This window comes from Paenibacillus sp. FSL R5-0810 (assembly GCF_038002285.1).
In the GTDB taxonomy this organism is placed as follows: domain Bacteria; phylum Bacillota; class Bacilli; order Paenibacillales; family Paenibacillaceae; genus Paenibacillus_AQ; species Paenibacillus_AQ lactis.
In genome coordinates this window covers 392,245-417,291 of the sequence record NZ_JBBOCF010000001.1, presented here as the reverse complement: position 1 = coordinate 417,291, position 25,047 = coordinate 392,245, and the positions used below count along the sequence as shown (strand labels likewise).

The window sequence follows — 25,047 nt, the reverse complement described above, 5'->3', positions numbered from 1 at the left end:
TCAAGGACTGTAAGCCCTTTCAATAACTTATCTTTATTGTAAAAGCGCTGCCAAACGCGAACTATAACACAATTAAAGCTTTTCCCCTAAAAACTTTAGTTCCTGTTTTTGTATTCATTGGGGGACATACCCAATCGTTTTTCGAATTGTTTCAGAAATTGGCTGTAGTTCACATAACCTACCCTTTCCGCGATTTCGCTGTTTTTATATTGGTTTAGCCGAAGCAGCCGGGTGGCCTCCTCAATCCGGAGATTATGCACCCATTCGTTAAATCCGACACCGTTCTTCTTCATGAGCAATTGCCCAAGATACACCGGGTGCAAATAAAAACGCTCGGCCAGCTTCTTGATCGTCAGTCCCTCCCGGTAATGTTCCCGGATGTATTCGTTGATCTCCTGAATGATTCCCTGCGATTTACGAGCCTGCTCCCGGCTCAGCAAATCAATGCACTCGAGGCCGAAGTTAAGCAGAAGATCAAAAAGATCGTTCAGATTCATCACCGAATCGGCCAAAGCGGATACATCATATTTCGCCAGCACATCCGAAGCCTGCTCGCCGGATTCCTCCATATACTCTTTCATTTTGTACATCAAATGAATGACAGTCTTTTTCACCGTTTCAGGGGCGAGCCGCAAGTTGCGAAACCTCTCCGCTTCCGCAGCGATCGTATCTTGATAACCGGCGGCATTTAGAAGATTGAACGCCTCCATCACGCTGTCCACCAAGCGTATCGAGGCGTAACGATATTCCAGCTTTCTGTTATCGACCGATTCGTAAGAAATGACCCCGGCATAATCGGGGTCATAGAACTTATGCTTTATCGCCTCTTCCGCGGTGCTGTAGCAGCTGGCAAGACGCATGATCGATTGTTCCGGTGAGCCCACGGCCATAAACACCCGGTGACCGGCGAATCGGGCAGACAAGTCAGCAAGCATCCGGAGCGCGGGATCCTCCTGACCGTCATCCGGCGAATACCCGAGAACGATGCCGAAGCGGTTCTTGTCCAGGTCAATCAAAAACATGGCACTTTGCTGCTCAACCAGGGAGCTGGCGATTCCCCTCAATTCCGCGTAACTCGTTGGCTCCGTTTGAACCAGGCAGATGTTCCATGCGTCCCGGCTGGCTGACAAAGGCTCCAGACCGTCCGGTCCGTCCCTATCCGGAGCCGGACTGTGCCCTAGCAGCTGACGGATCTTTGAAACTTGCTCTTCCCGGGAAGCAATACTGCTCCATTGTTGCTTCTCGGCTTCATGCAGCAATTCACGATAAATCTCGCGCAGTACGTGAGAGGCTTCTTCCGCTTCAATCGGTTTCAACAAATAGTGCGCGATTCCGTAACGCATCGCTTTTCTTGCATACTCGAACTCGCTGTATCCGCTAACGATGGCGAAGCTGATTGCTTTGTTGCCGTTCTTCTGCCACTCCCCGATCATTTCAAGGCCGTCCATGAGCGGCATATGTACATCGGTGACCACTAAATCCGGCGCAAGGGAAGCCATCAATTTCAGCCCCTCCGCGCCGTTGGCGCATGTGCCGCATATGTCAAAGCCAAGCTCCTCCCAATTGATCCATAATTGCATGCCTTCCAAAGCTCCGGGTTCGTCATCGATCAGCAGAACTTTAAATCTCAATTCCGTTCCCCTCCTTGCTCGTAATCCTGATGATCCAACAGACTGACGGGAATCTCGAAGAACACCGTCGTTCCCTGATCCGGTTTGCTGTAAATATCAAAGCGGACGAGGTCGTTGTAATATAGCTCAAGCCTGCAATATACATTGCGGATTCCGATGCTGGTGCCGGACGTATTCTCGTTGCGCATGGAAATAAGAACCTCTCGAAGCTTTTCCGGGACCATGCCTTTGCCGTTGTCCTGCACGGATACACGAAGGTTGCCGTCTATTACCGTCGCGCTGATTTTGACCACGCCTTTCCCATCCACAGCCTGAATGCCATGCTTGCACGCATTTTCCACCAATGGTTGGATACTCATCTTCGGTATTTTATAAAGCAGCGCTTCCCGGTCGATATCAAGCTCATACTCAATCTTGTCCCTGAATCTGAATTTCTCGATCTTCAGATACATTTCGATGAACAAGATTTCTTCCTCAAGCGTGACGATGTCCGCTTTCCAGCTAAGCAATCTGCGAAGCAGTCTGGACAGGTTCTTGATGATATCCGTCACGTCGGAATAATTGTTTTTCGTACAGACGACCAATATGGCATTCAGTGTGTTAAACAAAAAATGCGGATTCATCTGACTTTGCAAAAAGTTCAGCTCTGCCCGTACCCGCTCCATCTCCAGGTTCTTCTTCTGAATTTCGAGCTTGTACACATTGTTGATCAAAGAGTTAATCTCGGCTGTCATCCTATTGAAATTCTGGATCAAGCCACCGATCTCGTCCCGGCCCTCATCCATTCGGATCAGGTCGAACTTCTCGTTGGTAACCTTCTGCATATGTCTGGACAACCGTTTAACCCGATAATTGTATGATCTGAGCATGATGTAAATAAATATAAACGAAAACAGTGTAATGACAGCTGCGATCATCCCCACATAAAGCTGCATTTCGCGCATGGCTTGGGATAAACGGGTTCCCTGCGTCACGCCAACCAGCTTCCAGCCCTTTACGTAACTTGCCGTTCCGATGGAGACGACATGTACGTCTTTGTCCTTGTCGTGATCAGCAAGCTGAAACACAGGATAAGCATCGGTGACGTCCCGCTGGTACCCGCTGTCCGCAGACATAATGATTTGGTTATGCTCATTGACCAGATAGAGATTTAAATAGTCCTGCTCGCGCAGGATGACATCGTAAATTTTGTTTAAGTCAATATCGATCCGGAGCAATTTATCATACTTGCTATATATGTCAAAATAGTCCATTTTTTCGATAACACTCAGATAAGGGACCGTAGCTGTGCGGTTATTTGCTTCTGTCGCCCTGTAAGCCGCTACCATAACAGGGGACGTCGATTGTTCCCACAGCCGATACCAATCGCTATTCTTCGCATTGGCATCGAGCACTTGATAATTCCCGCCGGGCATGATCGTATCATTCTCCGTAAATATGCTGATTCGCTGAATCTGATTGTTGACGGGAATATAACTGGTCACCCGGTTTCGAAGCTGTTCGTCGAACGTTTCGTAAAACTGGATCGGACTTTCGTAAGTTCGGTCCAGCGTTTCATACAGCAGCTTGTCCGTATTGAGCGCATGACTGACCGCTACACCGCCGTCAATGAACTCATGAATATCTTTTCTGGCCCGCTCCAGCGAGATCTGGAGGTTTTGTTCCTCGCGGTCTTTGATGATGCCGGTCATCCGGTCCATAAACGCGATATTGATAACCGCGATCGGGAGCAGCACGCCAATCACGTAGATGAGTATGAATTTATAGTTCAGCGGTATATCGTTAATAAATGATCGGAATCTGAAACGTTTTTTCATGATTTTGGCACCGTCCCGCCGTTCAATCAGCCGGCTCCCTCTCGGTTTTCTGCTTGTACGCCGATGGCAGCACTCCTGTAAGGCATTTAAATTTGATGATAAAATAGTCCGTATTCGGATATCCGACCTGAAGCGCAATGTCCGAAATTTTCATTTGGGTGCGTCTTAGCAATCGCTTTGCTTCCTCGATTCTTTTCTCGTTAAGATAGTCGTTAAACGGCTTACCGGTCTCTTTTTTGAACAACTGGCCCAAATAGGCGGTGTTCATGTGAAACATTTTGGCCAGATCCTGCAGCTGAAGCTTGCTGCGGAACTCCCGGTCCACATATTGAATCACGTGAAATATCGTATTGTTCTCGTTCTTGGCCTCAAGCCTTGCCAGGATATCGGCCGCCTCCAAGCAAAGTTCAAGGACATAGGTTTTCAGTGCGGAATAGTTCCCGAAACTGTCGATGGCGCCATGGCCGTCGTGAAGCTTTCTCATCAAAGCATCCGGATCCCCGTTCATTTCTCCGATCCGCCTGCAAAGACTCCACTCCAGGTCAGCCACATGGGAAATGGCCTCTTTCAAATCAAGCATGCCTTCCAACATGGAGTCCAAAGCGGCTTCAACAGCGGCATGAATCTTGTTGATTCGGGACGCCGTCACAAGCTCCGTAAGCTCCTTGAATTTCTCCTTTGCGAGCTCCTGCGATTTTCCGCCTTGCCTTAAATCCCTATAAAGATACACACCTTCTCTGCCTTGACAACGTTTGCATTTATTAACCTCCAACGCCTGTAAATACAGCTCTCGAATCGACTCGATCCCTTGCAGAACGCCGCTGATCGTCACGATGACCGGCTGGCTTGACGGATCCTCAAGCTCCCTGTGGAGCTGCACGCTGAGCTCATGTACCCGGCAAGAGGGGAATTCATCATCAGGCAGAATCACCCCGATCCTCCCCGCGCTGTCCTCGAAAATACGATCGGGTTCCTGCTTGAAATATTTCTTAACCCGTCCGGCCAGAGCGTCGGATGGCCCGGAAGCTTCAACCACAACGCACCGCAGCTTCGAATCCTTCTGCAGAAGAAGGGCCTTTGCAGCCTGCAGCTTAAGTGACTCGTTGTCTTCGCCTTGAATTAAACGGATCAATAGATTGTTGGTAAACAAAAATTGCATGCGGCTATGGCATTGCTCCGCTTTAAGCTCCTCTTGAATTTTCGTGCGCAGGCGTATCAGGACTGCCTCAATTTCTTCTTCGTCGAATGGCTTGAGCAAATATTCCGTGACCCGCTGCTGCATTGCGGTAAGCGCATAATCGAAATTATCGTAACCGCTCAATATGACGAACTTCGGTGGTCTTGCCAGCTTTTTGTTCGAGCGCTCGATCAGCTCCAATCCATTGATCACCGGCATATTGATATCCGTCAGAACCAGCTCCGGTTTAAGCTCTTGAATCATGCTGAATGCTTCGGAGCCGCTCGAAGCCTCGCCGCATATCTGGAAACCGAAATTTCTCCAATTCACCATCGTGCGAAGCCCCTCGATTACCCACGGCTCGTCATCCACCAAAAGCACATTCATCATCGATATCGCTCCCCTGAAGTTGGACTATAATGCTAATTTGTAAGCGCACTCATGATTTAGGCTAACTTATGACAACTCAAGAACAGGGAAATCTGTATCCTCAACCTATATTAGAACTTACGTAATCGTCTATAGCCGAAATAAAGGTCATACCCGGTAAATTTTAGTTTTCGCCATCATTTAAGCGAGCCTATTGCTGCTGCATACCGAACAGTACAGGCTTCATCCTATGGAATAATTGATGCGAATCTACCTTTTCGTAATTCCATAACATGATGATTCGTAAATCACTTGCAGGGTAGTACCAGATTTCTGAGCGAAATCCCGGGGTACCTCCCCCGATCAAGCGAAAGTCCGTCCCCAAGAACCAACCATATCCATAATTGAGGTTCGGGTCAAAGCTTGTAACATAGTAGGGCGTGAACATCTTATCCATAGTTTCCGGTTGAAGCAGCTCCCCCTTAAAAAGGGCCTCGCACCACCTGTCCAAATCATGAACCGTAGAATACAGCTCTCCCGGTGCTTCAATACCGCTTAATTTATCGTTGTCGGCATTGGCGATTTTGCCGTTCTCCAACGTGTGTCCGTATGCTCGTCCAAGGGTTATCTTCCGCGGGTTATCCAAGCCGGTGGAGCTCATCTTCAGCGGGGCAAAAAACCATGTATGCAATACTTCCTCATACTTCATCCCTGTCACTGCTTCTATTATATATCCTAACATGATAAACCCCGTACTGTTGTAGCTCCACTGTTCACCCGGATTAAACTGCTGCTTAAGGCGCGTTAAATAATCGATAAAATCTTGGTTCTCCACTTGCAATCGACTCATCTCAAAACGCAAATTAGGCACGCCATAAATATCTTGCAGCCCCGACGAGTGGCTCAATAAATGGTGAATGTTAATCTTCGGGTGAAGAACGTTGAATTTTTCAACATATTTGCCAGGATGATTTTCAAGATCGATAAGCCCTTGCTCATAGAGCTTGAGGATGGCAGCGGCAATAACCATCTTCGTTACGGATGCAATATGGAACTTCGTATCCAGCATATTGGGAACCCCTAGTTGAATGCTCGCCTGACCGAAGGACCGGCTAAACTCCTCTTTTCCCCCTCTTGAAATCAATAGGTTGCCCGATACATAATTTTCCTTGCTAAACGCTTCCACGATTTCGTCTACATTTTTTAGCATGGAACTCCACCTCATTTTTTTATTTTCTAGTTCACATTCTCTCTTCACCATACGGATAAGCCGGTTCTTGTATCGTTTGCATCCGTTATGTACCTTACATGATCGTATCCTCGATGCTGCGCATTCTTAAATAGGTCTTCTATCAACTTATTGTTCTTGCAGTAGATACTGACGAAGCAGCTATCAACCACCAGAAGCACGAGCTGACAATCACTATTTAGAAATTCCTCATATGTTTTTACTTCTACGATGTCTTTTCCTTGAGGAAAGGCTTTCAAGTCCTGGAAGATGATATAGTATTCGTTTTCCTCCAGAAGCTTTTTTAAGGTTATTCCATCCCAAATCTCCCCCGCCCCTGCAAAGAGCGTTTCCTCAAATTGACCGTCAACGATGAAATAGGCTTCCTCACCACCAACAAGCCAGTTATACTCATCGGTTTCAAAGGGCTTCAAAATATCTCCAAGGAGCCTGCCATACTTATTTGGTATTTCAAAGCTAATTCCTCTTATCATGTGGCTGTTCCTTCTACTCTCTTAGCCATTAAAATATCTGGTTTTCCCATTCCATTTGCATCCGGTATAATCCCGACAATGACATATCCCAACTTGAAATAGAAATTTGCGGGATGATCTTCACTTCGAAATTCTTTAATGAACGCAGGAACATCTGTATAGATATTCCGATTAGACAAGTTCGTTTGATTATGTTCGTCATCCGAGCCTAGCATGATCGTAACTCCGCCTCTTTGGGCAACCTGCTTTTCAAAATCCAGAACCAGCCGTTTTCCATGCCCTTTTCTTCTATGAGCTTCACGGATTACCAAGGGATGGAGCTCCCATACATTTCCGCCATATTGACTTTGACCCCCGATCCACCCAATGACTTCACCCTCTTGGCTAAGTAATACGCGGCTAATTCTCTCCTCTTGCAATGAATCGATTACTTCATCTTTTGCAGATTCATATGTTGACCAGGCCTCGAAGCTCTCCTGTAAAAGCCTAGCGGTTTGATGGATTCGAGCCGTGTCTTCTTTAGTCAGATCCACTATTTTCATTCACAAGTATCCTTTCATTTTAAATTCTAGCCAGCTTCGATTGGAATTTAATAATATATGAATGTTTTTGAAAAAATCCCGATAATCCCATAAATAATAATCCGCTCCGGGTGTATTGTTTTGAAACAAACAGGTTTTAATACCTAAGAGCTTTCCAGGGATAATATCAATTTCCCGATCACCGATAACAAGGTCAATTTGATTTCTCTTATGCAAATACAGGTAAGATTCCGGATCTGGCTTTCTCGCGTACCCATCATCACCTGCAACGAGATCTACAAAATATCGTTCCCACCCATAATGCTTAATAATAGACTCCACTTCCCTCCGAGGCTTATGAGTCATGATAACGCTCTTATTAGCCGCTGATAGTATGTTCTCTACATGAGGAAATGGCGGTGTTTGTTCAGGCAGGAGCCGTTCTTCTCTTCTAAAAATTTCCCGAATTTGCGATTCGGATAATTTAAAGTGCTTCACAGCATGGGTGAATGATACTTTTAGATAGGTCAGAATCTCCTCTTCCGCCTTGTCTTCTTCCATCACGTCTTTAAAAATAGCGGCATAAGCAGGATAAGTATTGAATAAGGTACCGTCGAAATCCCATAGGATATTTATGATCACACATCCTCCTTATTAAGCATTGGATTTATAGAAGAGGAAGCCAAGGGCCGTCAATTCATTGTTAATTTAGGCCACTACAACCATATAGTTAGTACATCGTAACCCTTATGCCATTCAACTTTTCCATTATTATACATCCCATTGGCGAAGGGTGATAGCATTGTATGCATGAGCATAATGTGTACATGGTCGTTCCTCACGATCACGATAAAAAAAGGATTGGGTAACGATCGGAGTTCAACCCGATGTCCCAATCCTGTTCTTGTTTACTTCACGATAACCTTGGCAGCAGTACTGCGGTTTCCAGCAGCGTCTGTCGCATAGAGGGTTAAAATTTTCCCTGCCTTCTGTGCCTTAATGGACACAGTAAAATTGCCACTCTTATTCGCAGTTCCTTTGCCAATCAGCGTTTTTCCGGAATATACCGTTACAGTAGAAGATGGCTCGGCCTTGCCCGTGACCTTGGTTGACTGGCTTTTCAGTGCATTCACTTTAGGTGCTGCTGGCGGAGTCAATTCCTTCATTCTCAGGCTATAAGCTCCGGTGTTAGCGCCGTATTTCTTCACCTTGACATAATACGTGCCTGGTTTAAGCTGAAGCTTCTGTACGACTTTTTTCGGCTGATCGTCACTAGCGTAGTACACATCATTTTTATACAGTTCTGTCACACCATCGTTTGCAAGGAGATAGACAAGGACTTCGTTAATCTGTGACGTGAAATCCAACTGAACGGGTCCGGTTTTCGGTACCGTAAATTTGTACATATCCACATCATCCGACCAGGAAATCCAGCCTTTCACATGTTGATTGGTCAATTGGATCGACTGCGCCATTTCCTTCGTATCATTCGGCTCAGCATCATGTCCGTTATAGGCTTTAAAATTCGCTTTTAGAGTGTATTTTCCGGTGTTGCTGCCATATTTCTTGACTTTGATAAAGTACGTACCGGCTTCGAGATCAAGCGACTCATTCCACTTTTTCGGCTCTTGATCACTACCATAATACAGGTCGGCTTTATCAATTTCGGTCGTACCATCAGCGTCCAGTACATAAATTAACACTTCTCTAATCTGAGAAATGGCCTCCAAATCGACTTGCCCGGCCTTTGGCAGCTGGAATCGGTAAACATCTACGTCGTCGGATTCGGAAATATAGCCAGTCTGCGCTTTGTTGTTGGTCTGGAGCGCCTGCGACTGTTCCGTGTTGTTGTTCGGCTCCGCATCATTTCCTTTCACCGGAGTATGATTCGCTTTAATTGTATATTTTCCGGTGTTGCTGCCATATTTCTTCACTTTAAAATAATAGGTTCCCGCTTCCAAATCGAGGGATTGCGTCCATTTCTGCGGCTCGTCCAGGCTTCCATAATACAGGTCCTGCTTTGTGATTTCCGTCGTCCCGTCGCCATCCAATACATAGAGTAAAACCTCTCTAATATATGAAAATGCCTCCAAATCGACTCGTCCAGCCGACGGCACATCCAATCGATAAACATCAACCGAATCGGACTCGGAAATAAGGCCCTTTTGAACGGTTCCCTTTAAATTCAGAGGCTGTGCTGCATCAGTGCTATCATTTGGCTCGATATCCTGGCCATTGGCCGGTGTGTGGGTAAGTTTAAGAGAATAGGCCCCCGTGTTCTTGCCATACTGCTTAACCTTGATGAAATATGTACCTGCCTCAAGATCTAACCATGTGTCCCATTTCTTCGGCTCGGATTCACTGCCGTAATAGAGATCTTCCTTAGCAAGCTCCGTTGTACCGTCGGGTGCCATCACATAGAACAGCGCTTCTCTGATTTCAGAGAATACTTCTACATTTACTCGTCCTGCTGAAGGAACGACAAATGAATACTGGTGCAACTCATCACCTGCATTCGTGATCGACCCCGTAATCTTGTTGTTGAATGTCAGCACTTGGGAACTGTCTGCCGCAACGAGCGAGCTTGGGAATAAGCTGAAAACTAATAATAAAGATAAAATTAAACTCCATGATGATTTCTTCATCTGACTTCTCTCCCTTGATGTACGATCTTGCCTTTCGAATTGCAAAAAGTGCTGACAGATCCCCCCCTTGAGAATTAGATAATTCCTATCCTGGTAATGAAAAATAACAGGCAATTCCAAAATGATGGGTACCTCGCGACCACTCATGTTCCTTAGCAGAATATTAGAACTTTTAGCCCGCTTCTTATGGCACAGTTTTCATTTCACAAATCATTATTTTGATAGTTTTTTCCTAACTTTAGATAGGACAAAAGAAATACATAAAAATTATAGTACGAATTCTAAAAAAGAACAATTAAAATAATTCATCAAGCTTGCCCCGAAAATAATGAGTTCTATTTTTATGGATGGATTCTTGCAATTCTGTAATTGCACGCAACAAAAATAGCCCAGCCTGTGAGCGCAGACTGGGCATTTATGGTTTGTGCTGTTTTCCTTGACTAAGCGAAAGCTATTCATCGTTAATACATTGTTATATGAAATACTACATCTTACTAAACCCACCACTTACTCTGTCTTAACAGTTGAACCTCCACATTCATTTCTTGCTCGATCCATTGCAGCATTTGGGTTTTCATCACAAAAAACTCAGAGGCTGCGTGGGATAGACCAATCAATGACATTTGAGTCTCCTCAACGTATTCCTTCATCCGGTTATATTTGCTCTTTCCATAATCATTATGAATGTGGCAATGGATTTCTCCTGTCACATAAGCTTGTGCCCCTTTGCGCTCTGCCTCTTTCATATCGGAAACAACATCCCCGCATCCAGCAATGATGGCAATTCGCTGAATCCGTTTATGTTTAATTCCCTCAAAATCAACATAGGGCACCTCAAAAAGCGGAAGCAATCTATCAATCAATTCATCCGTGCTTGTTAAATCAATATCGCAAATCACCCCCGCGTATCCGTTACCGTATGGGCAGAACTCATCTACGATCTCGCCTCCAAGTGCTTCCGAAATCGAAATACTTGTACCAATCTTACGATTATAATCTAATGGCGCATGACAAGTGTAGATCGAGAGCTGTCTTCGTGAAATCTCATCTAGAAGAGACGGGGTTATTGGCAAAAAACCTCTCCCCCACTCGCCTTGAGGATCACCACACTCCATTGGTATGGGATGATGCATAAACAGAAGATCACCTTCATCCGCTTCCTCAATAAACTGTATTACGACCTCATCCGTTGGAAATGAAGCTAAAAAAATCCGCTGGAGCTCCGGACCTCCCTTCATCATTAGACCATTAAAGCGCTGGGTAAAATCTTCTTCAAACTTCGCTTTCCAATCGAAACCAATTGGATCATAAACCATGGGGATAAATCTGCTGAAAGCAGGATCTTTATCTAGCTGATAAACGTCAAAGAATAAATCAAGTTTACTTTGTACATCATGCAGCAATTCCACTTTTTACGGCTCCCCCCTTTTTGTTCTGTTCACAATTTATTCCGACCCTTTCACTCACTAAACATGTTTTCCATTGGTTCTTTGCAATGCTGGTACCCATGTTTCTTGTAAAAATCAACACCCTCATCACTTGGCCACACAATGATAAATTCATATCGGTTTTCTTTTGCCCATTCATTGATTTTAGATATCAACCGACTACCAATGCCTCTTCCTCGAAAATCTGGTTTTGTATAGACATTCGTCATATAGGCAAATGGATAGGTGATTCGTCCAGGTCTTGGTACCTTGTGAATAAGTTCTATGTACATATTGGAGACTAGAAAGCCGTTTTCTTCAGCAACCCATATATACCAATTCCCGCTTTCAAATGCATCTAATAAAAACTCCATACACTCATCGTAGAAGTCATCATATTTTTCATTTTTCAAGTTGCCATCCACATCGTCTTCAAATGTAAAATCCCATCTCATGCGAATAAGCTGATCCATATCTTCCTTCGTTGCAGTTCGAATTATCATGAGATCACCCCTGTTTAAAAATTACAGCCAAGCTTAGTCCGTCGCTTCTTCTTCGTCCCAAATGGCATACTCGCCATAGCCTAAATACTCGCGCACCTCAAGAGCTTTGCTGCCCCGTATAATGATCTCCATGCCTTTTTCAGCGTCCCATTCGGTTCCTCCACCCAGAATGGCTCCGAATGTATCATCACTTCGGTCGTAAGGGTTTCGATAAAGCTCAACATCCCCTACGGACATAAAGGCCAATATCTCTCTCCCACTGGCTTCAGCCAAGCCGGTCGGATAATCAGCCGTATCACTGGACATTTTTTCATTTTTCCACTCGCATGCTCGCTCGCATATTTCATCAATCGTTTCAGCCGGCAAAGCATTCAACACGGTATCAATATATGCTTCTGCTTCCTTCACACGCATATCTTCCGTATTAAAGTGATATTCGACTTGGCATTGGAATAAAGCAAGCTGCCCAAACCCGGACATTCTGCATTCATCTTCTGGATCTTCTGATCCAACTTGTTCTAAACGAAATCCTTCCGTCATAAGACGCCCTCCTCCATAATCTACGCATCCCAGTACACAGTGATAACCGATTCACCACGCCTTCAGGCGTAATATCCTCCATGCGTTAAATATTGGCCTGTTTTCTTGTAGTGTTTAAAAATTTTACTGAAGATTGGCCATTGCCTGACTTTGCTTATTATTTAATAAGATAACAACCTGTTCCATGGGTGTATCCCATGGAATCTCTCCGCTTACCAGCTTTTCAAGATCGACCTCAAAAAGGCCAGTCAACTCGTTCAAACAGCTTCCAAACCGATATTCGGCAGCTGATCCCTTCAACTCTACTAATTCGAATTCAATACATATCGCCATAGAAAACGTCCTTTGATTGTATTCTCATGTTTTAGATCCTTCTTGTAAAAACAAATTTAGAACCCTTTTTAGTTATGGTTATTCAAGAAACACCCAAGCCTCTAATAGCTCTTGTCTTTGGCTTGGGCGTTTGTAGTCTGAGCATTCTTCTTATGGATTTTCCTCTTTAAGTTTTTTCATCTCGTCTAACGTCATCTCATTACATTGCTTGATGAACTTCAGTATAAATTGCAGCTCTTGATCCGTATATTGACCCATGATCTGAAGAGTCGATTGCATGAGCGATTTAAATACAGGCGCAACCTGCTCGGAACGTTCCGGAACGAGCTTGACGACGACGCGTCTTCGATCATTGGGGTCCTTGTCCCTGATGACATAACCCGCCTGTTCCAGCCGATCAATCACACTGGTAACAGCTCCTGTCGTAAGCCCCGTTAATTGAGCCAGCTGCCCGGCCGTTACAGGCCCAGCCTGATTTATAAAGTCCAGGCATTTATGATCGGTAGCGTTCAGACCCATTTTCTCAGAGATTAAATCATGCAACATGACCGCACGCGCGCTGTTCTGGCGCAACTCAAGCAGCAATTCCTGCTGCAAGGACGAAACATCCGGTAAAACATTGTCTCTTGACATCGTGAAACCTCCGCGGTAAGATAAAAACATCTTGATTGATCAAGATATTTAATTCATTAAGATTATTTATCGATCAAGATTTTATTTGTTCACAAGTATAGCACAAGGGTTCTGTACCCGCCAAACCAAATTAACTATGGAGAGGACTGGTTCAAATGGCTAAACAAGAAGAACTGAAAGCGATCAGTGATTTATTCGCAAGCTTAAGCGAGGCTTGGAACAAGGGCGATGGAGCAGCTTACGGGAATTGTTTTACCGAAGACGCCGATTATGTAACATTCGCCGGCCAGCACCTGAAAGGAAGACAACAAATCGCCGACGTCCACCAAATGCTGTTTAACGGACCACTGAAAGGCTCTGTCCTCGTGTCCCGTTCGTACACGGATCTGCAGCCGCGTTTTATTACACCGGATGTAGCGATCGTTCATGCGATCGGGGAGGTTCAACTTGCCGAGCCTGCTCAAGATCCGAATGACCGTGGGTCACTCAATTCCAATGTGATCATCAAACAAAATGGGGAATGGAAAATAACCGCCTTCCACAATTGCCGCATTCAAGAGATGCAGCAGGGCAAACCGGCGTCCATGAAAGGCTAATGCTTGCTTGCTCAAACTTCCATCATCAAGAAGTCTAATAGATGAGATGGCTGCTCGCTTCCATTCGATTAAATAACATGTAGATATACAGCCACCCGGCCGGGGTATCGCCTGTGTCATACCCGATGCGCACGCAGGCGTTCCTCGTCGAAGGCAACCTTAGACAGAACCAGCTCGTTTACATCCTCGTCCGGATGCGCCTTAGCAACGAGCTCCAGCGCAAGGTCATTCAGTTCGTTCATACGCTCCCATGCCTTCTTGATAGCCGGCGATAGCCGCTTCATATCCGATTCGACCGACACATCTGCTCTCGCCGGAATCTCTATCTATTGTAGACGCACATCCCCCTCCTTTTCCCCACATGATCCCTATCATTTAACTTAGCCCTGGTCTCTCATTTTAAAGTCAATTACGCAATGGCTGACGGGAGGTTTCCCGGTTTTTCTACGGTTTGCTGCGCTGATATCAATATTGCCCCCCGGTACCAGATGCGGCTATTGATGCATATGAATTCGTCCTTCATTACCTTATATTACGATTTTGTAAGGAAAGTGTAAGGTAATTCAATTCCGATACCATCCTGCGAAATGTATAATGTTCATTCGTACCGAATGTTTCAGTGACGGACTCGTCCCGATGGAGATCATCTGTTAAAGTGCTGTGGCACTGATTTTATGAGGTTAGGATGGTTCTAGAACGATGAAAAAGAAATGGTTAAAGATATTTTCGAGCGTATTGTTACTTAGTGTGGTAGCCGTCATATCATATTATCTCTATTCGATTGTTCACTTCACGAACAGCATCTCCACCGCATCGAACCGGCCGCCAATAGCAACGTCGTCGAATTCGCCCACGGATGGTGATCAGACCATTAAGATCCCGAAATGGGAAGGCAAAGAGCGTATCAATATTCTTCTGCTCGGAGGAGATTCCCGCGGGGAGGATTCTGGGAGATCGGATTCGATTTTGGTGGCATCCATCGATCCCGTTTCGAAAAAAGTCCATCTATTTTCAATTCTCAGGGATACTTACGTAGACATACCGGGACATGGAAAAGGAAGATTAAACTCGGCGTTTGCCTACGGCGGTACGAATTTAACGAGACAAACCGTCAGCGAGCTGCTGGATATCCCGATACATAAATACGTCTATACCGACTTTGTCGGCTTTATTGCTCTTGTGGATGCACTTGGCGGGGTTGACATCGAAGTAGAGCGAGATATGCATTACACAAGCAAAGCCGATCAGCACCTATACGACATCGATTTGAAAAAAGGGTACCAGCATCTTGACGGTAACATGGCCCTGCAATACGTGCGTTTCCGGAAAGAGGCAAGGTCGGATTTTGCGCGTACGGAGCGTCAGCGCAAGCTGATCTCTGAAATCGCTAAGAAAATGCAGTCAACCACGGGTCTGATCAAGCTTCCCGGTATTCTGGAATCCATCAGCCCCTACATCGAAACCGATTTATCACCAAAAGAAATGCTGAAGCTGGCCGCTTTAGGTTTCGATCTCGATCTGGACCATATTGATGAGGAGCAGATTCCCCCTTTCTCGTTGTTAACGAATGAAAAGGTAGGACATGCCCAGGTGCTCGGCGTGAATAAGAGCAAGCTCCAAGCCTATGTTAAGGAATTATTTGATGCGGATACGAGCGCGAACGAATAATGGGATAAGGACCTTACATCATAAAAGGTTCTGTTCAATCACTGCAGCAGTGTTGTTGGGGATTGACAGGATGTTCCTTTGGGAGATGTGACGTATGATTCCTGTAATGGACAACGAAGCTTAGGGATATTCCCTAAGCTTCTTACAGTTTTCCGCGATGTTCTGGCCCTTGTGATCAGCAAAGTAATCCCTCTCGCGAGCTCAATCGCTTGAGTATTCTTCTAGTAACTTATTAATGAAGGATATCGATCAATTTATTTCGTTCATCCTCATCTAATAACAGCTTGTAATGCCCATTATCATCATGATCCACAAATAAATCTTCTCCCTGATTCAGCCATAACGATAGCTTCTTCGTTTCTCCATTCTTCATTGCCATTTCAACCACATTATCCGCTGGACCAATATCAAGCTGTCCGATCTCATATACGCCACCATGAATTATATTCATAAAATCCTGCAACTCTGTTGGGGACAATGTTCTATTTGCTTCATCCTTATCCTTTATGATGATATCAATTATATCTCCACTTCTAATAAGATGATTACTTCCCCAGTTATCATCTTTAGTGTCATTGTTCTGACAACCCAAAATTAAGAAGGCCATAAGTAGAAACATCACGGAGATCTTCTTCATGATTCACCTCGCTTCCCAGCATTCTTGAACATCGTTTATTTAAACAGCTGCAATTATTTGATCTGGAGGCCTCTTCTCTACTTATACATGCAGCTGAACCCAGCGGGCATTAACTGGCCTTGCAGCACGAACATCACTAGATGGCGTTATAATGAATGTTTTTAATGTAAGTATAATCTCCATACCGAATCTCTTTGGGATAATCCCCGCTGCAGGTCTCAAGCTTGAGCAAATCATCATAACTTTCAATGAATTTACTCGTGAGCTCTGCCTGGGAGTATATCTGGTATAGCAGGTTCCTGATCTTCTCATCCAGCTTACTGTCGCAGCGAACCCCTAATTTTACCATGTTATGCTGATCGGTATAGCCGTTAAATAAATCAATGAATATAAAGCTGTCCCTATCGTCTTCCTTGATAAATACAAAAATATCTCCTTTTCCTGCCCCATAAGAAAGATATCGATGATATAACGCGGTTATATCGAAACTTATATGCAGCTGCCCCATTAACTGTTCTAAATGGGATCCCTCATCGGGATCATCGATCAAATCAAAAAACGGCAGGTAAAAAGAAAATTCAGTATATTTCTTCATTCGTAATTCCTTTCATGCGTTCGTTTTACATGACTAGGCTCTTCAATCGCATCCACGACGAGACCCGACCTTAGATAGCTCTTATCTTAGGCCGGGTCGTGTGTTGTTTCAATATTCATCTGTCTCTGAGAATTTTTCGAGTACAATGTACGGCTAAAAGGGCGGTTGGCTAGTCTCCATGAAGGGAGGTGATGCCCATGGAGGTCTATGACACACTTTCCTTAATGTTCATGTTCGGCATGTTCATTCTGGCGCTCCTAACCTACATGAAAAAGAAATAGACCGCCCTCCCTAAGGTAACGGTCTATTTCGACCACCACTTAGCGGCCGACTGCTCTTTATGCAGTTATTGTACACTGGAGTCGTGTTCCCGCACGACTCCTTACTTATTCTTACCTCAGTATACTTCATTTTATAACATATTTATAGGGGTTATTTCTTGCGTTTTATTGTTCATTTTATTATCACAATCCGCCTTAATTCCCTTATTCCCCTTCAACCGATGCTAATGACTGCGCCGCGAAATGGTAAAACGCCATCGCATTCTCTTCAGTGGCAAAACCGGCCTGCGCCATGTTGTCGCTTCCTCCGCCTTTACCATTATAATTAGCTAGATGCTGCTTGAAGAACGCACCGCAGGCGAGCTCGCGCTTTCCCCCTTTAGCAAGAAGCACCTTGTTGTCCGCATTGGACACAAAAAGCACGATAACGTCAGTTTGGTCGGTGAGCTTGGCCGCCAGGGTCTGCATATCCTTCAGCGGCTTGTCCGCAAAGACATGCTTGATCAGGCCGCTTTGACGTCCAGCTAATAGCTTCTCGGCCAGGTAGGCATCATTCTCAGCTTTCACGGCGTTTAATTCCGTCTGGAGCTGCTTTTGCTCTTGATCCCATTTTGCAATCCGGTCCAGAATCTCTTCCTTCGAGGTATTGAACCTAGCGGATAGGCTGCTTAGAATGTCCATTCCGGCATTGAATTCCTTCAACGCACGATAACCGCATTTAAAATAAATGCGCAAATGCCCCTTCTGCTTCTCTGCTCTCAGCAGCTTGATCATGCCGATCTCACCTGTGGCTGAGACATGGGTGCCTCCGCATGCGTTATATTCTATCCCTTCAATTTCAACGATCCGGATATCCTCGGTTACCTTCGGCTGCTTTACCAGCGGGAGGACGGCTGCCTGCTCACGGGTCACAAAATAACTCGACACCTTCCGGTTCAGGTATATCTGATCATTGACTTCGAGCTCCAGCATCATTATCTCGGCTGGGGACAGGTCTGCCCGTGCGATATCAATGGTGGCGTAATCCTGGCCCAGGTGGAAACTGAGCGTCTCCGCCTCGCATACCTCCAAACACATGGCGGACAGCAGATGCTGACCGCTATGATGCTGCATGTGGTCAAACCTCCGATCCCAATTCAAACGACATTGAACTTCTTCCTTCTCAGGGAAACGCTCCACTTTATGCAAAATCTCTCCTTCTTCAAGAACGACATCCAGCACCGGGATAGCATCGATCCATCCCAGGTCACACGGCTGCCCTCCGCCGTGCGGATAAAAGGCCGTCTCCTCCAAGACCAGATAAGCTCCATCTTCCCGCTCCCATTTGCGCGTGATTCGCGTCCCCCACTCCCGAATATAGGCTGATTCGTAATATAGCTTCTTTGTCATTTTCTATGTCCTCACTATTCTGGATGATTTATTTTAGTCTGATTTTACTATTGAAAGGTACGGCGCTTCGTTAGGTAGGGTCCGAATAACTTTATCCATCTAAATATTTTCCCACGAGTTACAGCGATTCCATTTACACGTGCCCACACTGTTAATTCCTCTAAATTAGTCTCTTCCTTATTCTTGAACCTGAAATGTAAATCCATTGAAATTAACCTATTGCCGTATCGCTTGATACCAATGCTCTGTGTAAAAGAATCGTCAATGATGATCTTTTCAATGTCTTCCTTAGAGACTTCCTTTCGATTGATCCGAATTTTATTGGGGGTTAATTTCCAGCTCACTGTTTCTTCTAAGCATTCTTGTGATTAAGCTAGCTATTCCTCCGACTTGAACCAAGATCAGGAAAGATAGAAATACCGCAAGGAAAAATGAATCAACGATGAATACCAGCTTAAACATCAATATTGAAACTATACTATAACAAATGACTTGAAGATACATCGATAAGGGAAACTTGATTTCATACTTCTGGTTATATCCGCTTCCAAAACACCCTCCCCCTCTTCCTGTTATAGACAAACATTTGGGATTCACGCGGCTATTACAGCTTAGTCAGCCTTTACCTCGCTCTAATATAAACCGATATGGTGATTAGAAAAAGACCCGTCCTTTGATAGCTTTGATCTTAGGCCGGGTCTTATGTTGTATGCGTTATTTGTTATCATTATGTCGGGCTGCCGACGAGAATGTTTGTATAGGGCCTTCCCAACCCTCTTCTCGTATTTCCTGATAGTTTCCGTCTGTATAACGGTCAATTGTTTTTCTCCAGAAGTCTTGAGCTGGTTGATTCGCCTCAATTTGAGCAACTTTCCAAATGCCCCTAAAGCGATTAAACAACTCCTGTGCAACGGTTTGTCCGACTTTTTGTTTTCGATATTTCTTCATGACAAAAAACTCGGCCATACTATAAATGTTTTCATTTAATTCAGTACCATGCATCCGTACTAAAGCAAAACCCGCCAGTTTATCATCGACCTTGATGAAAAATGGGTATCTTCCGTCTTCCGTCCAATAATGGTCCAAGTATTTATATTCATATAATCCATTGGCATTCAAGTCATCTTCTGGATCAAATTCACTAAAGTCGTATTTATATAATTCGAGGAGATTGCGTAAGATAGACTTTTGTTCGTATTCAACTTCTTGGATTGAGATCATAAAAATTCTCCTTTATACGCACACAATTTTCTTCCATTTTCTGATTTTGGTTCGAAAGCTTTTAAACGGGGCAACAGAATTAATATGAATCCATTTGCAAATTGGCCAGTTTGCGCTGGTGGCAGCCCACTTTCGTTTGCCTGGGGAGAAAAATTCTTCATCTTCAAGCTGCTCAATCCATTGACAGACCTCTTCTACGCGTTGTTGGAGTAGAGCGCGCAGTTCATGCAATGAACTACCGGCATAGGTATCGTAAAAGTGCGCATACAACAGCCCTAACTGATTCCACTTATATAGCGGGGACGGGGTGATCACTTCCAGGCCAGCTAATTCATCCCTTTCCCAGCTTAATAATAAGGTCAGCCAGCCTACCTGATAGGCAAGCATTTCTTGAGGAGTCCGGTCTACCTCTTCGACTCGGAAACATTCACGATCCTTAGGCACGGCGTCGAACTCTTGATCAAGTAAATGATAGGTTCTCATAATTTCATCAATAAGCGCTTGTTTATTTTCATAAGTCGGCATCTAAATAACTCCTTACACCTATCTTTGGCGGGACGGGTACATGGATATAGCTTTAATAATTGCACACTGTAACTTCTTTAAATCGAATTCACGGCGGTAGGCATCCAATTGTAATAATGTTACCACCTGAAATTGACTCGGAGCTTCATTCTACTTGTCCTGCAACGATGAGCGAATCCGTCTTGTTATCTGATGTTTCATTTCTCTATACACAGCAAATTACATCTTTATAACATGTTCTTCTTTCATGCCTTCTTGGTATCGATTCATATGCGTTTCAAACGTCCCTTCCTCGAAAAACAAGGGGATTCTTCTCTTAAAGTTCTCTTGCATATCGATATCGGAAATATCAGCGATCCTTACCCATTCCGGCTTTCCTTCCCGACCATCTTCAATCAAAGTACCTTCAAAGTCATGAGTTATATAATTAAAAATCATATATCTTTCCTTATCGGGATTCATATATTCGGCTAGCCCTTTAAATTTCAAATTCCTTACAAGTAGACCTGTTTCCTCTTGTACTTCTCGAATTGCACATTCAATGGGGCTTTCAGGGAACTCAATTCGTCCTCCTGGAGCAATAAAACCTTTATAGTCATCGTGTTGTCTGTTTAGCAATAAGATTCTACTGTCATTTACTATCAAACAAACGGTATATAGTTTTATAGATTCTTCCACCTTGATTCCTCCAAAATGGATTATTGGTGCATGCGTACCTGCCCCAAAGACACCCACAGCTTTTTATTCGATCTGAGAGTGGTATCTCTTCTCACTAATGACTCCATCCATAATTTTTTATTGTTTTTGTTTCAAGGATGAACTGTAACCAATCTATACCTATAATTCTGGAATTATTACTTGTTCCTTCAAATGCCCATACCGTTTCTTCAGCACTTAAATTTTGTGGTTTTGAAACTAACCAGGTGTAACTTACTTTATGTACTCTTTGTAGGACATCGAAAACTGCGTGTTCGATTTCCATTTCCTCTTCATACTGAGTGATAAATCTTGCATCTATTAGGGAGCTTTCTTTCCAAAACATTCCTCAATCTTAATGCCTTTCAAAAAATACGTGCCATGGAAATTAGCACGCCCAACGATACAACCACGTAGAATGACTTCCTGGTTGAACTGCATGATTGCCAGGTCAAGTGTCTCAATACGGCAGTTCTCGATAACAATTTTTTGATTTATCGTTTCTTCCTTAAACAATGCTTGATTGTAAAAGTCAAGCTCCTCCAGATAATATGAACTTAGGGGTTGCTCTTTCGATATCGTGAATTGTGCTTGTTTCTTCGTTAATACTTCCATTACTCCCCCATACTTCCGATTTTTTTAAAAACAATTCTGCAAACTCACTTTGCGAATAACGTCCGCTTGATCACACTTTTGCTACATTGCTTTTAGTACATTCTGCACTCTTAATCAACTTTCATTATTACAAAGTATACATCCATGGCAACTTAAATAGATATTATGTTGTTCACATTTAGGGTACCCTCTTGGGATTGTCGGGTTATCATCACCCTCTTCAATTTCTGCTCACTCTATATAATTGTTCATGCTCACATCTTCTTGATTAAACGCCTGAATCATGAAGTCAAACTGCTTCAAACAATGAACAACCTGGTCTTGACGTGGTTCATAGCTTAATTTCTCCCACCCTAAGCCTTTTGCCGCATGCGAAATCGTTCGCAGCATAAAATCCTTCTCACTTGCAAAGGAATTGACCGTCCAAGGCATTTCATCGATATCAAAACCAACGGTCCCTATTCCAACGACGGACTGATCCCTTTGTGCTAGCCAGATAATCAATTCTTTTTCTCGATTTGTTCCAGCCAGTATGGAACCGCTAATAACTAAAACCTCAATAAACACGGAGGTTAATCCATTTGACATACTTATTGGTTCAACTACATCCTTGAATCTTGGGGGTAGTGAAATCGTGTTTCCCATGCCGTCCTCCAGTACTTGTTGCTTCGTTCAATTTATCAAGCAGTTTGCCTTTTTTCCGTGGGGGAAATAAAATCCTACCTTTCTTCAAACCACGCTTTATCTATTAATTCGTCCCATTCCATAATCAGTTTCTTGTATTTGATAACCCAATATCCAAAATCAGAATTGTACTTTTTTGAAGCTGTTCCATCAAATCTATGAAATAGATAATTCCCCTCCTTATTGAGTACCTCATCCTTAAGCACTTCAAAATCAACTAACAAATCAGAATAATGAAGTTCCCTCTTTTGAGCATTTATTTCTACAACAATTCTTCTCTTATTCTTCACTTCTGAAGTATCAAATAAAATGGACTCCACAATTTCAAAATCCACAAAAGTTAACGTTGCTTCTCCAGAATACATAGCCATCCCCGTGTAGTTAAGAGGGTGATCCGATAAAACATCTATGTGCTCAAATGTTACCGATAAATTCTGCCCTTCAGTTGAGGTTGATGCAATGATGCAGTCATGCAACGAGATATGGGCAATCGTGTTCTCTGATTTATATTTAATAGGTAGCCCTCCTTCCGTTACAGTATAGTCTCAATGAACACTCTCCCACATTGATGTTTCTTTAAATCGACGCCTTTAAATTTTCCTTGCGACCGAGAGTAGATCGAGGCAGCTCCGAAGCGAGAATACATGTCAATTGCAAGTGAGTCGAGTCCTTTTCTCTCTTCTGAATATTCGCCGAAACAAAAAAATCCCAATGAAGAACACCAACAATGTTAAGAAGTAATCACGGACGAAATCTGGTGCCGTATATGAATACCAATATAAATAAAAGGCATCAGTGATATCTGTATTTATAACGATCTCTTGACCGAATAGATTTGGATCGTGATTTTGTTTTGAATTTTTTATGTTCGTGCTGATTTCTAAAAAACCAAGGTGAATGATTGGAACTAGCAAGGACACACAAGCTGCAATTAGATAGCTCTTACCTTGTTTCATCGTAACCTCCAATCGAAAGCGAAGGATCGACTCTGCCGCCGATCCCTCATTGAATTGCTTTATTCTTTATTCTCGATGGCAAGTCCAAAAACCTTTCTCCGGCAGCGGACAGATCCTTTACGATCCACCTCAATTCCGTCAAATTCATTCTGCCCATCACGCATCTTCGTTGGCAGCGAAGGCCCTCATAGATGGATCAGTCATCAGACGCTTTCCACCTCGACGATCAGAAATCAGGGCAAAGGGGATCCCTAGCAACAAAAACCATCCGCCCGCATGGAAAGTCCGACTGAAGGAGGCAACGAACGCATCCTGCAAATCCGTGCTCACCTGGGATAATTGCTGCCCCAGCTCTTGCCGCTGCTGCGTGAAAGCAGCTTGGAGCTCCTGCATTACCGATTCATCCGCCTCGGACAATAGAGCCTTCTCCATGGTATCCAGTTGAAGGAGGACCGCCCCCTCGGCGTTCTTAGCACCGGCTGAGGACTTCTCTTGTACCATACGCCCCACCTGCTCCAGGATGACCTCCTTGGCCTCCGCCGAGAGGTCGGCGCTGCTCTCGATTTGCAGCTTTATTTTGTTCACAGCCTCCCCACTGTAATGGCTTAACGCCGTATTTAGCACAGAAACCAAAATAGCTACGCCCAGAACTGAGCCGATCGCTCTAGACATATTCATGATACCCGAGGCGATGCCGATCTTCTCTTCCGGCACGTTGCGGATGGAGGCGCCCATAACGGGAGCGACAGAGAGACCTATGCCCACACCTGTTAAGATCAGCCGCCAGACCACGCTCCATTCGGTGGATGCCGCATTCAGCGATCCATACAGATAGAAAGACAGAGCTAATATCCCCATTCCCGCGGTGACAAACCAGCGGCTGCCATACTTGTTGGACATTCCTCCGGCTATTGCGGAAATCACCATTGAAGCAAGTGACATGGCAGAGATGGTGATCCCTGCTTCCAGGATACTATTGCCCAGAATCCCGGTCAGAAAGTACGACATCAGGTAGGTTGAGGCAGTAATGCCCGCACCAATCATCACAAGTGTGAGCACTGCCCCGTTGAAGGGGAGTATGCGCAGCAGCCACAAGGGCAGCATAGGCACAGACGTACGAAGCTCAACGATTAAGAAGAGAACTATAAAAACGAGAAAAGCAGCCATGTACCCGATAAATTTCAACGAATCCCAGCCCCATTCGCTCACGTTAATCAATCCGTAGGTTATGCAGAACATCGCGGCAGAAAGGGTCAACACGCCCAGCCAATCGATCTTCCGTCCCGCGGAAGTGTCGAAGGATTCACGGATCAACGGGATTGCCAGGCAGATTGCAGCTATCCCAATAGGGACATTCACGAAGAAAATAGCTTCCCAACCGATGGAATTGGTTAAAATGCCACCCAAGGTAGGTCCGCTGGCAGCCGCCAGACTGGAGATGGCCCCCCAGATGCCGAGGACCATGCCGTGTTTTTCCTTCGGAAACAAGTCAGCTGCCAAGGGAATCGTAACCGGAACGACAATCGCTGCAGACATGCCCTGCAAGACTCGGTAGAAGACCATCGTTTCGACAGAGGTTGACAGTCCGCACAGAATCGAAGTAACGACAAACAACGCTGTACCGACGAGGAAAAGACGCTTACGACCGAACTGATCAGCGATTCGGGAAGCCGTGATCAAGAAGACGGCAAAGGCCAGGTTATAACCATTGACGATCCAGGACATATCGTCCATGGCGGTGTTGAATTGCCGGGTCATCTCCGGCAAGGTGACGTTAACGATAGTCGTATCCAGGAGTGCCATGAAGTACCCCAAGATAATGGCGGCAAATGCAATCCCGCGGCGGATACCGGTAAGCTTAGACAA

Annotated in this window: 27 protein-coding genes; 3 read left to right on the top strand and 24 right to left on the bottom strand. The window is 44.6% G+C overall.

The features are described 5' to 3' along the window. Positions 1 to 95: 95 nt before the first annotated feature. The 12 genes from MKX76_RS01845 to MKX76_RS01790 form a co-directional block, all read right to left on the bottom strand. Positions 96 to 1,631 (bottom strand): response regulator transcription factor, encoded by a 1,536-nt coding sequence (locus tag MKX76_RS01845; RefSeq protein ID WP_007127855.1) that lies wholly within the window; start codon positions 1,629 to 1,631, stop codon positions 96 to 98. After that, a complete protein-coding gene (locus MKX76_RS01840) occupies positions 1,628 to 3,448 on the bottom strand; it encodes a sensor histidine kinase (protein ID WP_007127854.1) in 1,821 nt (606 codons plus the stop codon). The genes MKX76_RS01845 and MKX76_RS01840 overlap by 4 nt, the downstream gene beginning before the upstream one ends. Before the next feature lie 22 nt (positions 3,449 to 3,470). Beyond that, positions 3,471 to 5,015, bottom strand: a complete 1,545-nt coding sequence (locus tag MKX76_RS01835) for a response regulator (protein WP_341032841.1) — start codon at positions 5,013 to 5,015, stop codon at positions 3,471 to 3,473. 190 nt (positions 5,016 to 5,205) lie between these two features. After that, positions 5,206 to 6,255: a serine hydrolase domain-containing protein gene (locus tag MKX76_RS01830; protein WP_341032840.1), complete on the bottom strand. Its 1,050-nt coding sequence runs from the start codon at positions 6,253 to 6,255 to the stop codon at positions 5,206 to 5,208. After that, entirely contained in the window at positions 6,249 to 6,716 is a 468-nt protein-coding gene (locus MKX76_RS01825; protein WP_341032839.1) for a DUF2691 family protein, read from the bottom strand. Before MKX76_RS01825 ends, MKX76_RS01830 begins: the two co-directional genes overlap by 7 nt. Next, positions 6,713 to 7,258: a GNAT family N-acetyltransferase gene (locus tag MKX76_RS01820; RefSeq protein WP_341032838.1), complete on the bottom strand. Its 546-nt coding sequence runs from the start codon at positions 7,256 to 7,258 to the stop codon at positions 6,713 to 6,715. The genes MKX76_RS01825 and MKX76_RS01820 overlap by 4 nt, the downstream gene beginning before the upstream one ends. Next, complete coding sequence (locus tag MKX76_RS01815; protein WP_341035011.1) at positions 7,259 to 7,873, bottom strand: HAD-IA family hydrolase; 615 nt, start codon at positions 7,871 to 7,873, stop codon at positions 7,259 to 7,261. A 272-nt stretch (positions 7,874 to 8,145) separates the two neighbouring features. After that, on the bottom strand, positions 8,146 to 9,882 hold the full coding sequence (locus tag MKX76_RS01810) for an Ig-like domain-containing protein (protein ID WP_341032836.1): 1,737 nt from the start codon (positions 9,880 to 9,882) through the stop codon (positions 8,146 to 8,148). A 494-nt stretch (positions 9,883 to 10,376) separates the two neighbouring features. Next, a complete protein-coding gene (locus MKX76_RS01805) occupies positions 10,377 to 11,291 on the bottom strand; it encodes a Nif3-like dinuclear metal center hexameric protein (protein WP_341032835.1) in 915 nt (304 codons plus the stop codon). 50 nt (positions 11,292 to 11,341) lie between these two features. Continuing rightward, a complete protein-coding gene (locus MKX76_RS01800; RefSeq protein WP_341032833.1) occupies positions 11,342 to 11,812 on the bottom strand; it encodes a GNAT family N-acetyltransferase in 471 nt (156 codons plus the stop codon). A 33-nt stretch (positions 11,813 to 11,845) separates the two neighbouring features. Further along, positions 11,846 to 12,352 (bottom strand): DUF6985 domain-containing protein, encoded by a 507-nt coding sequence (locus tag MKX76_RS01795; RefSeq protein ID WP_341032831.1) that lies wholly within the window; start codon positions 12,350 to 12,352, stop codon positions 11,846 to 11,848. Between the two features lie 483 nt (positions 12,353 to 12,835). After that, on the bottom strand, positions 12,836 to 13,318 hold the full coding sequence (locus MKX76_RS01790; RefSeq protein WP_007127843.1) for a MarR family winged helix-turn-helix transcriptional regulator: 483 nt from the start codon (positions 13,316 to 13,318) through the stop codon (positions 12,836 to 12,838). A 155-nt stretch (positions 13,319 to 13,473) separates the two neighbouring features. On the opposite strand from MKX76_RS01790, the gene MKX76_RS01785 reads away from it, so the two are divergent. Further along, positions 13,474 to 13,914: an SgcJ/EcaC family oxidoreductase gene (locus MKX76_RS01785; protein ID WP_028404704.1), complete on the top strand. Its 441-nt coding sequence runs from the start codon at positions 13,474 to 13,476 to the stop codon at positions 13,912 to 13,914. Between the two features lie 116 nt (positions 13,915 to 14,030). Here the strand turns inward: MKX76_RS01785 and MKX76_RS01780 are convergent, their stop codons facing one another. Beyond that, on the bottom strand, positions 14,031 to 14,216 hold the full coding sequence (locus MKX76_RS01780) for a hypothetical protein (protein WP_341032829.1): 186 nt from the start codon (positions 14,214 to 14,216) through the stop codon (positions 14,031 to 14,033). Between the two features lie 397 nt (positions 14,217 to 14,613). Here MKX76_RS01780 and MKX76_RS01775 point away from each other — a divergent pair, with 397 nt between their 5' ends. Then, entirely contained in the window at positions 14,614 to 15,582 is a 969-nt protein-coding gene (locus tag MKX76_RS01775) for an LCP family protein (RefSeq protein ID WP_341032827.1), read from the top strand. 232 nt (positions 15,583 to 15,814) lie between these two features. Here the strand turns inward: MKX76_RS01775 and MKX76_RS01770 are convergent, their stop codons facing one another. Then, positions 15,815 to 16,219 (bottom strand): hypothetical protein, encoded by a 405-nt coding sequence (locus MKX76_RS01770; protein ID WP_341032825.1) that lies wholly within the window; start codon positions 16,217 to 16,219, stop codon positions 15,815 to 15,817. Positions 16,220 to 16,355: 136 nt separating this feature from the next. Then, the gene (locus tag MKX76_RS01765) at positions 16,356 to 16,814 is read right to left on the bottom strand and encodes a hypothetical protein (RefSeq protein WP_341032823.1); all 459 of its coding nucleotides are present in this window, start codon (positions 16,812 to 16,814) and stop codon (positions 16,356 to 16,358) included. Positions 16,815 to 17,005: 191 nt separating this feature from the next. On the opposite strand from MKX76_RS01765, the gene MKX76_RS01760 reads away from it, so the two are divergent. Beyond that, positions 17,006 to 17,095 (top strand): putative holin-like toxin, encoded by a 90-nt coding sequence (locus MKX76_RS01760; protein ID WP_321175361.1) that lies wholly within the window; start codon positions 17,006 to 17,008, stop codon positions 17,093 to 17,095. Positions 17,096 to 17,299: 204 nt separating this feature from the next. On the opposite strand, the gene MKX76_RS01755 is transcribed toward MKX76_RS01760, so the two are convergent. From MKX76_RS01755 to MKX76_RS01715, 9 genes are all read right to left on the bottom strand, one after another. After that, positions 17,300 to 18,484 carry an alanyl-tRNA editing protein gene (locus MKX76_RS01755; protein ID WP_341032821.1) on the bottom strand — a complete coding sequence of 395 codons (1,185 nt, stop codon included), beginning with the start codon at positions 18,482 to 18,484 and terminating at the stop codon, positions 17,300 to 17,302. Between the two features lie 714 nt (positions 18,485 to 19,198). Continuing rightward, entirely contained in the window at positions 19,199 to 19,705 is a 507-nt protein-coding gene (locus tag MKX76_RS01750) for a GNAT family N-acetyltransferase (RefSeq protein WP_341032819.1), read from the bottom strand. A gap of 12 nt (positions 19,706 to 19,717) precedes the next feature. Then, complete coding sequence (locus MKX76_RS01745) at positions 19,718 to 20,230, bottom strand: ClbS/DfsB family four-helix bundle protein (RefSeq protein WP_341032818.1); 513 nt, start codon at positions 20,228 to 20,230, stop codon at positions 19,718 to 19,720. A gap of 219 nt (positions 20,231 to 20,449) precedes the next feature. Beyond that, complete coding sequence (locus MKX76_RS01740) at positions 20,450 to 20,908, bottom strand: 8-oxo-dGTP diphosphatase (RefSeq protein ID WP_341032816.1); 459 nt, start codon at positions 20,906 to 20,908, stop codon at positions 20,450 to 20,452. 94 nt (positions 20,909 to 21,002) lie between these two features. Continuing rightward, on the bottom strand, positions 21,003 to 21,272 hold the full coding sequence (locus MKX76_RS01735; protein ID WP_341032814.1) for a hypothetical protein: 270 nt from the start codon (positions 21,270 to 21,272) through the stop codon (positions 21,003 to 21,005). Continuing rightward, positions 21,248 to 21,541 carry a hypothetical protein gene (locus MKX76_RS01730; protein WP_341032812.1) on the bottom strand — a complete coding sequence of 98 codons (294 nt, stop codon included), beginning with the start codon at positions 21,539 to 21,541 and terminating at the stop codon, positions 21,248 to 21,250. Before MKX76_RS01730 ends, MKX76_RS01735 begins: the two co-directional genes overlap by 25 nt. A gap of 231 nt (positions 21,542 to 21,772) precedes the next feature. Continuing rightward, positions 21,773 to 22,186, bottom strand: coding sequence for a hypothetical protein (locus MKX76_RS01725; protein ID WP_341032810.1), 414 nt, complete (start codon positions 22,184 to 22,186; stop codon positions 21,773 to 21,775). 74 nt (positions 22,187 to 22,260) lie between these two features. After that, entirely contained in the window at positions 22,261 to 22,590 is a 330-nt protein-coding gene (locus tag MKX76_RS01720; RefSeq protein ID WP_099478864.1) for a hypothetical protein, read from the bottom strand. 747 nt (positions 22,591 to 23,337) lie between these two features. Beyond that, a complete protein-coding gene (locus MKX76_RS01715; RefSeq protein ID WP_341032807.1) occupies positions 23,338 to 25,047 on the bottom strand; it encodes an MFS transporter in 1,710 nt (569 codons plus the stop codon).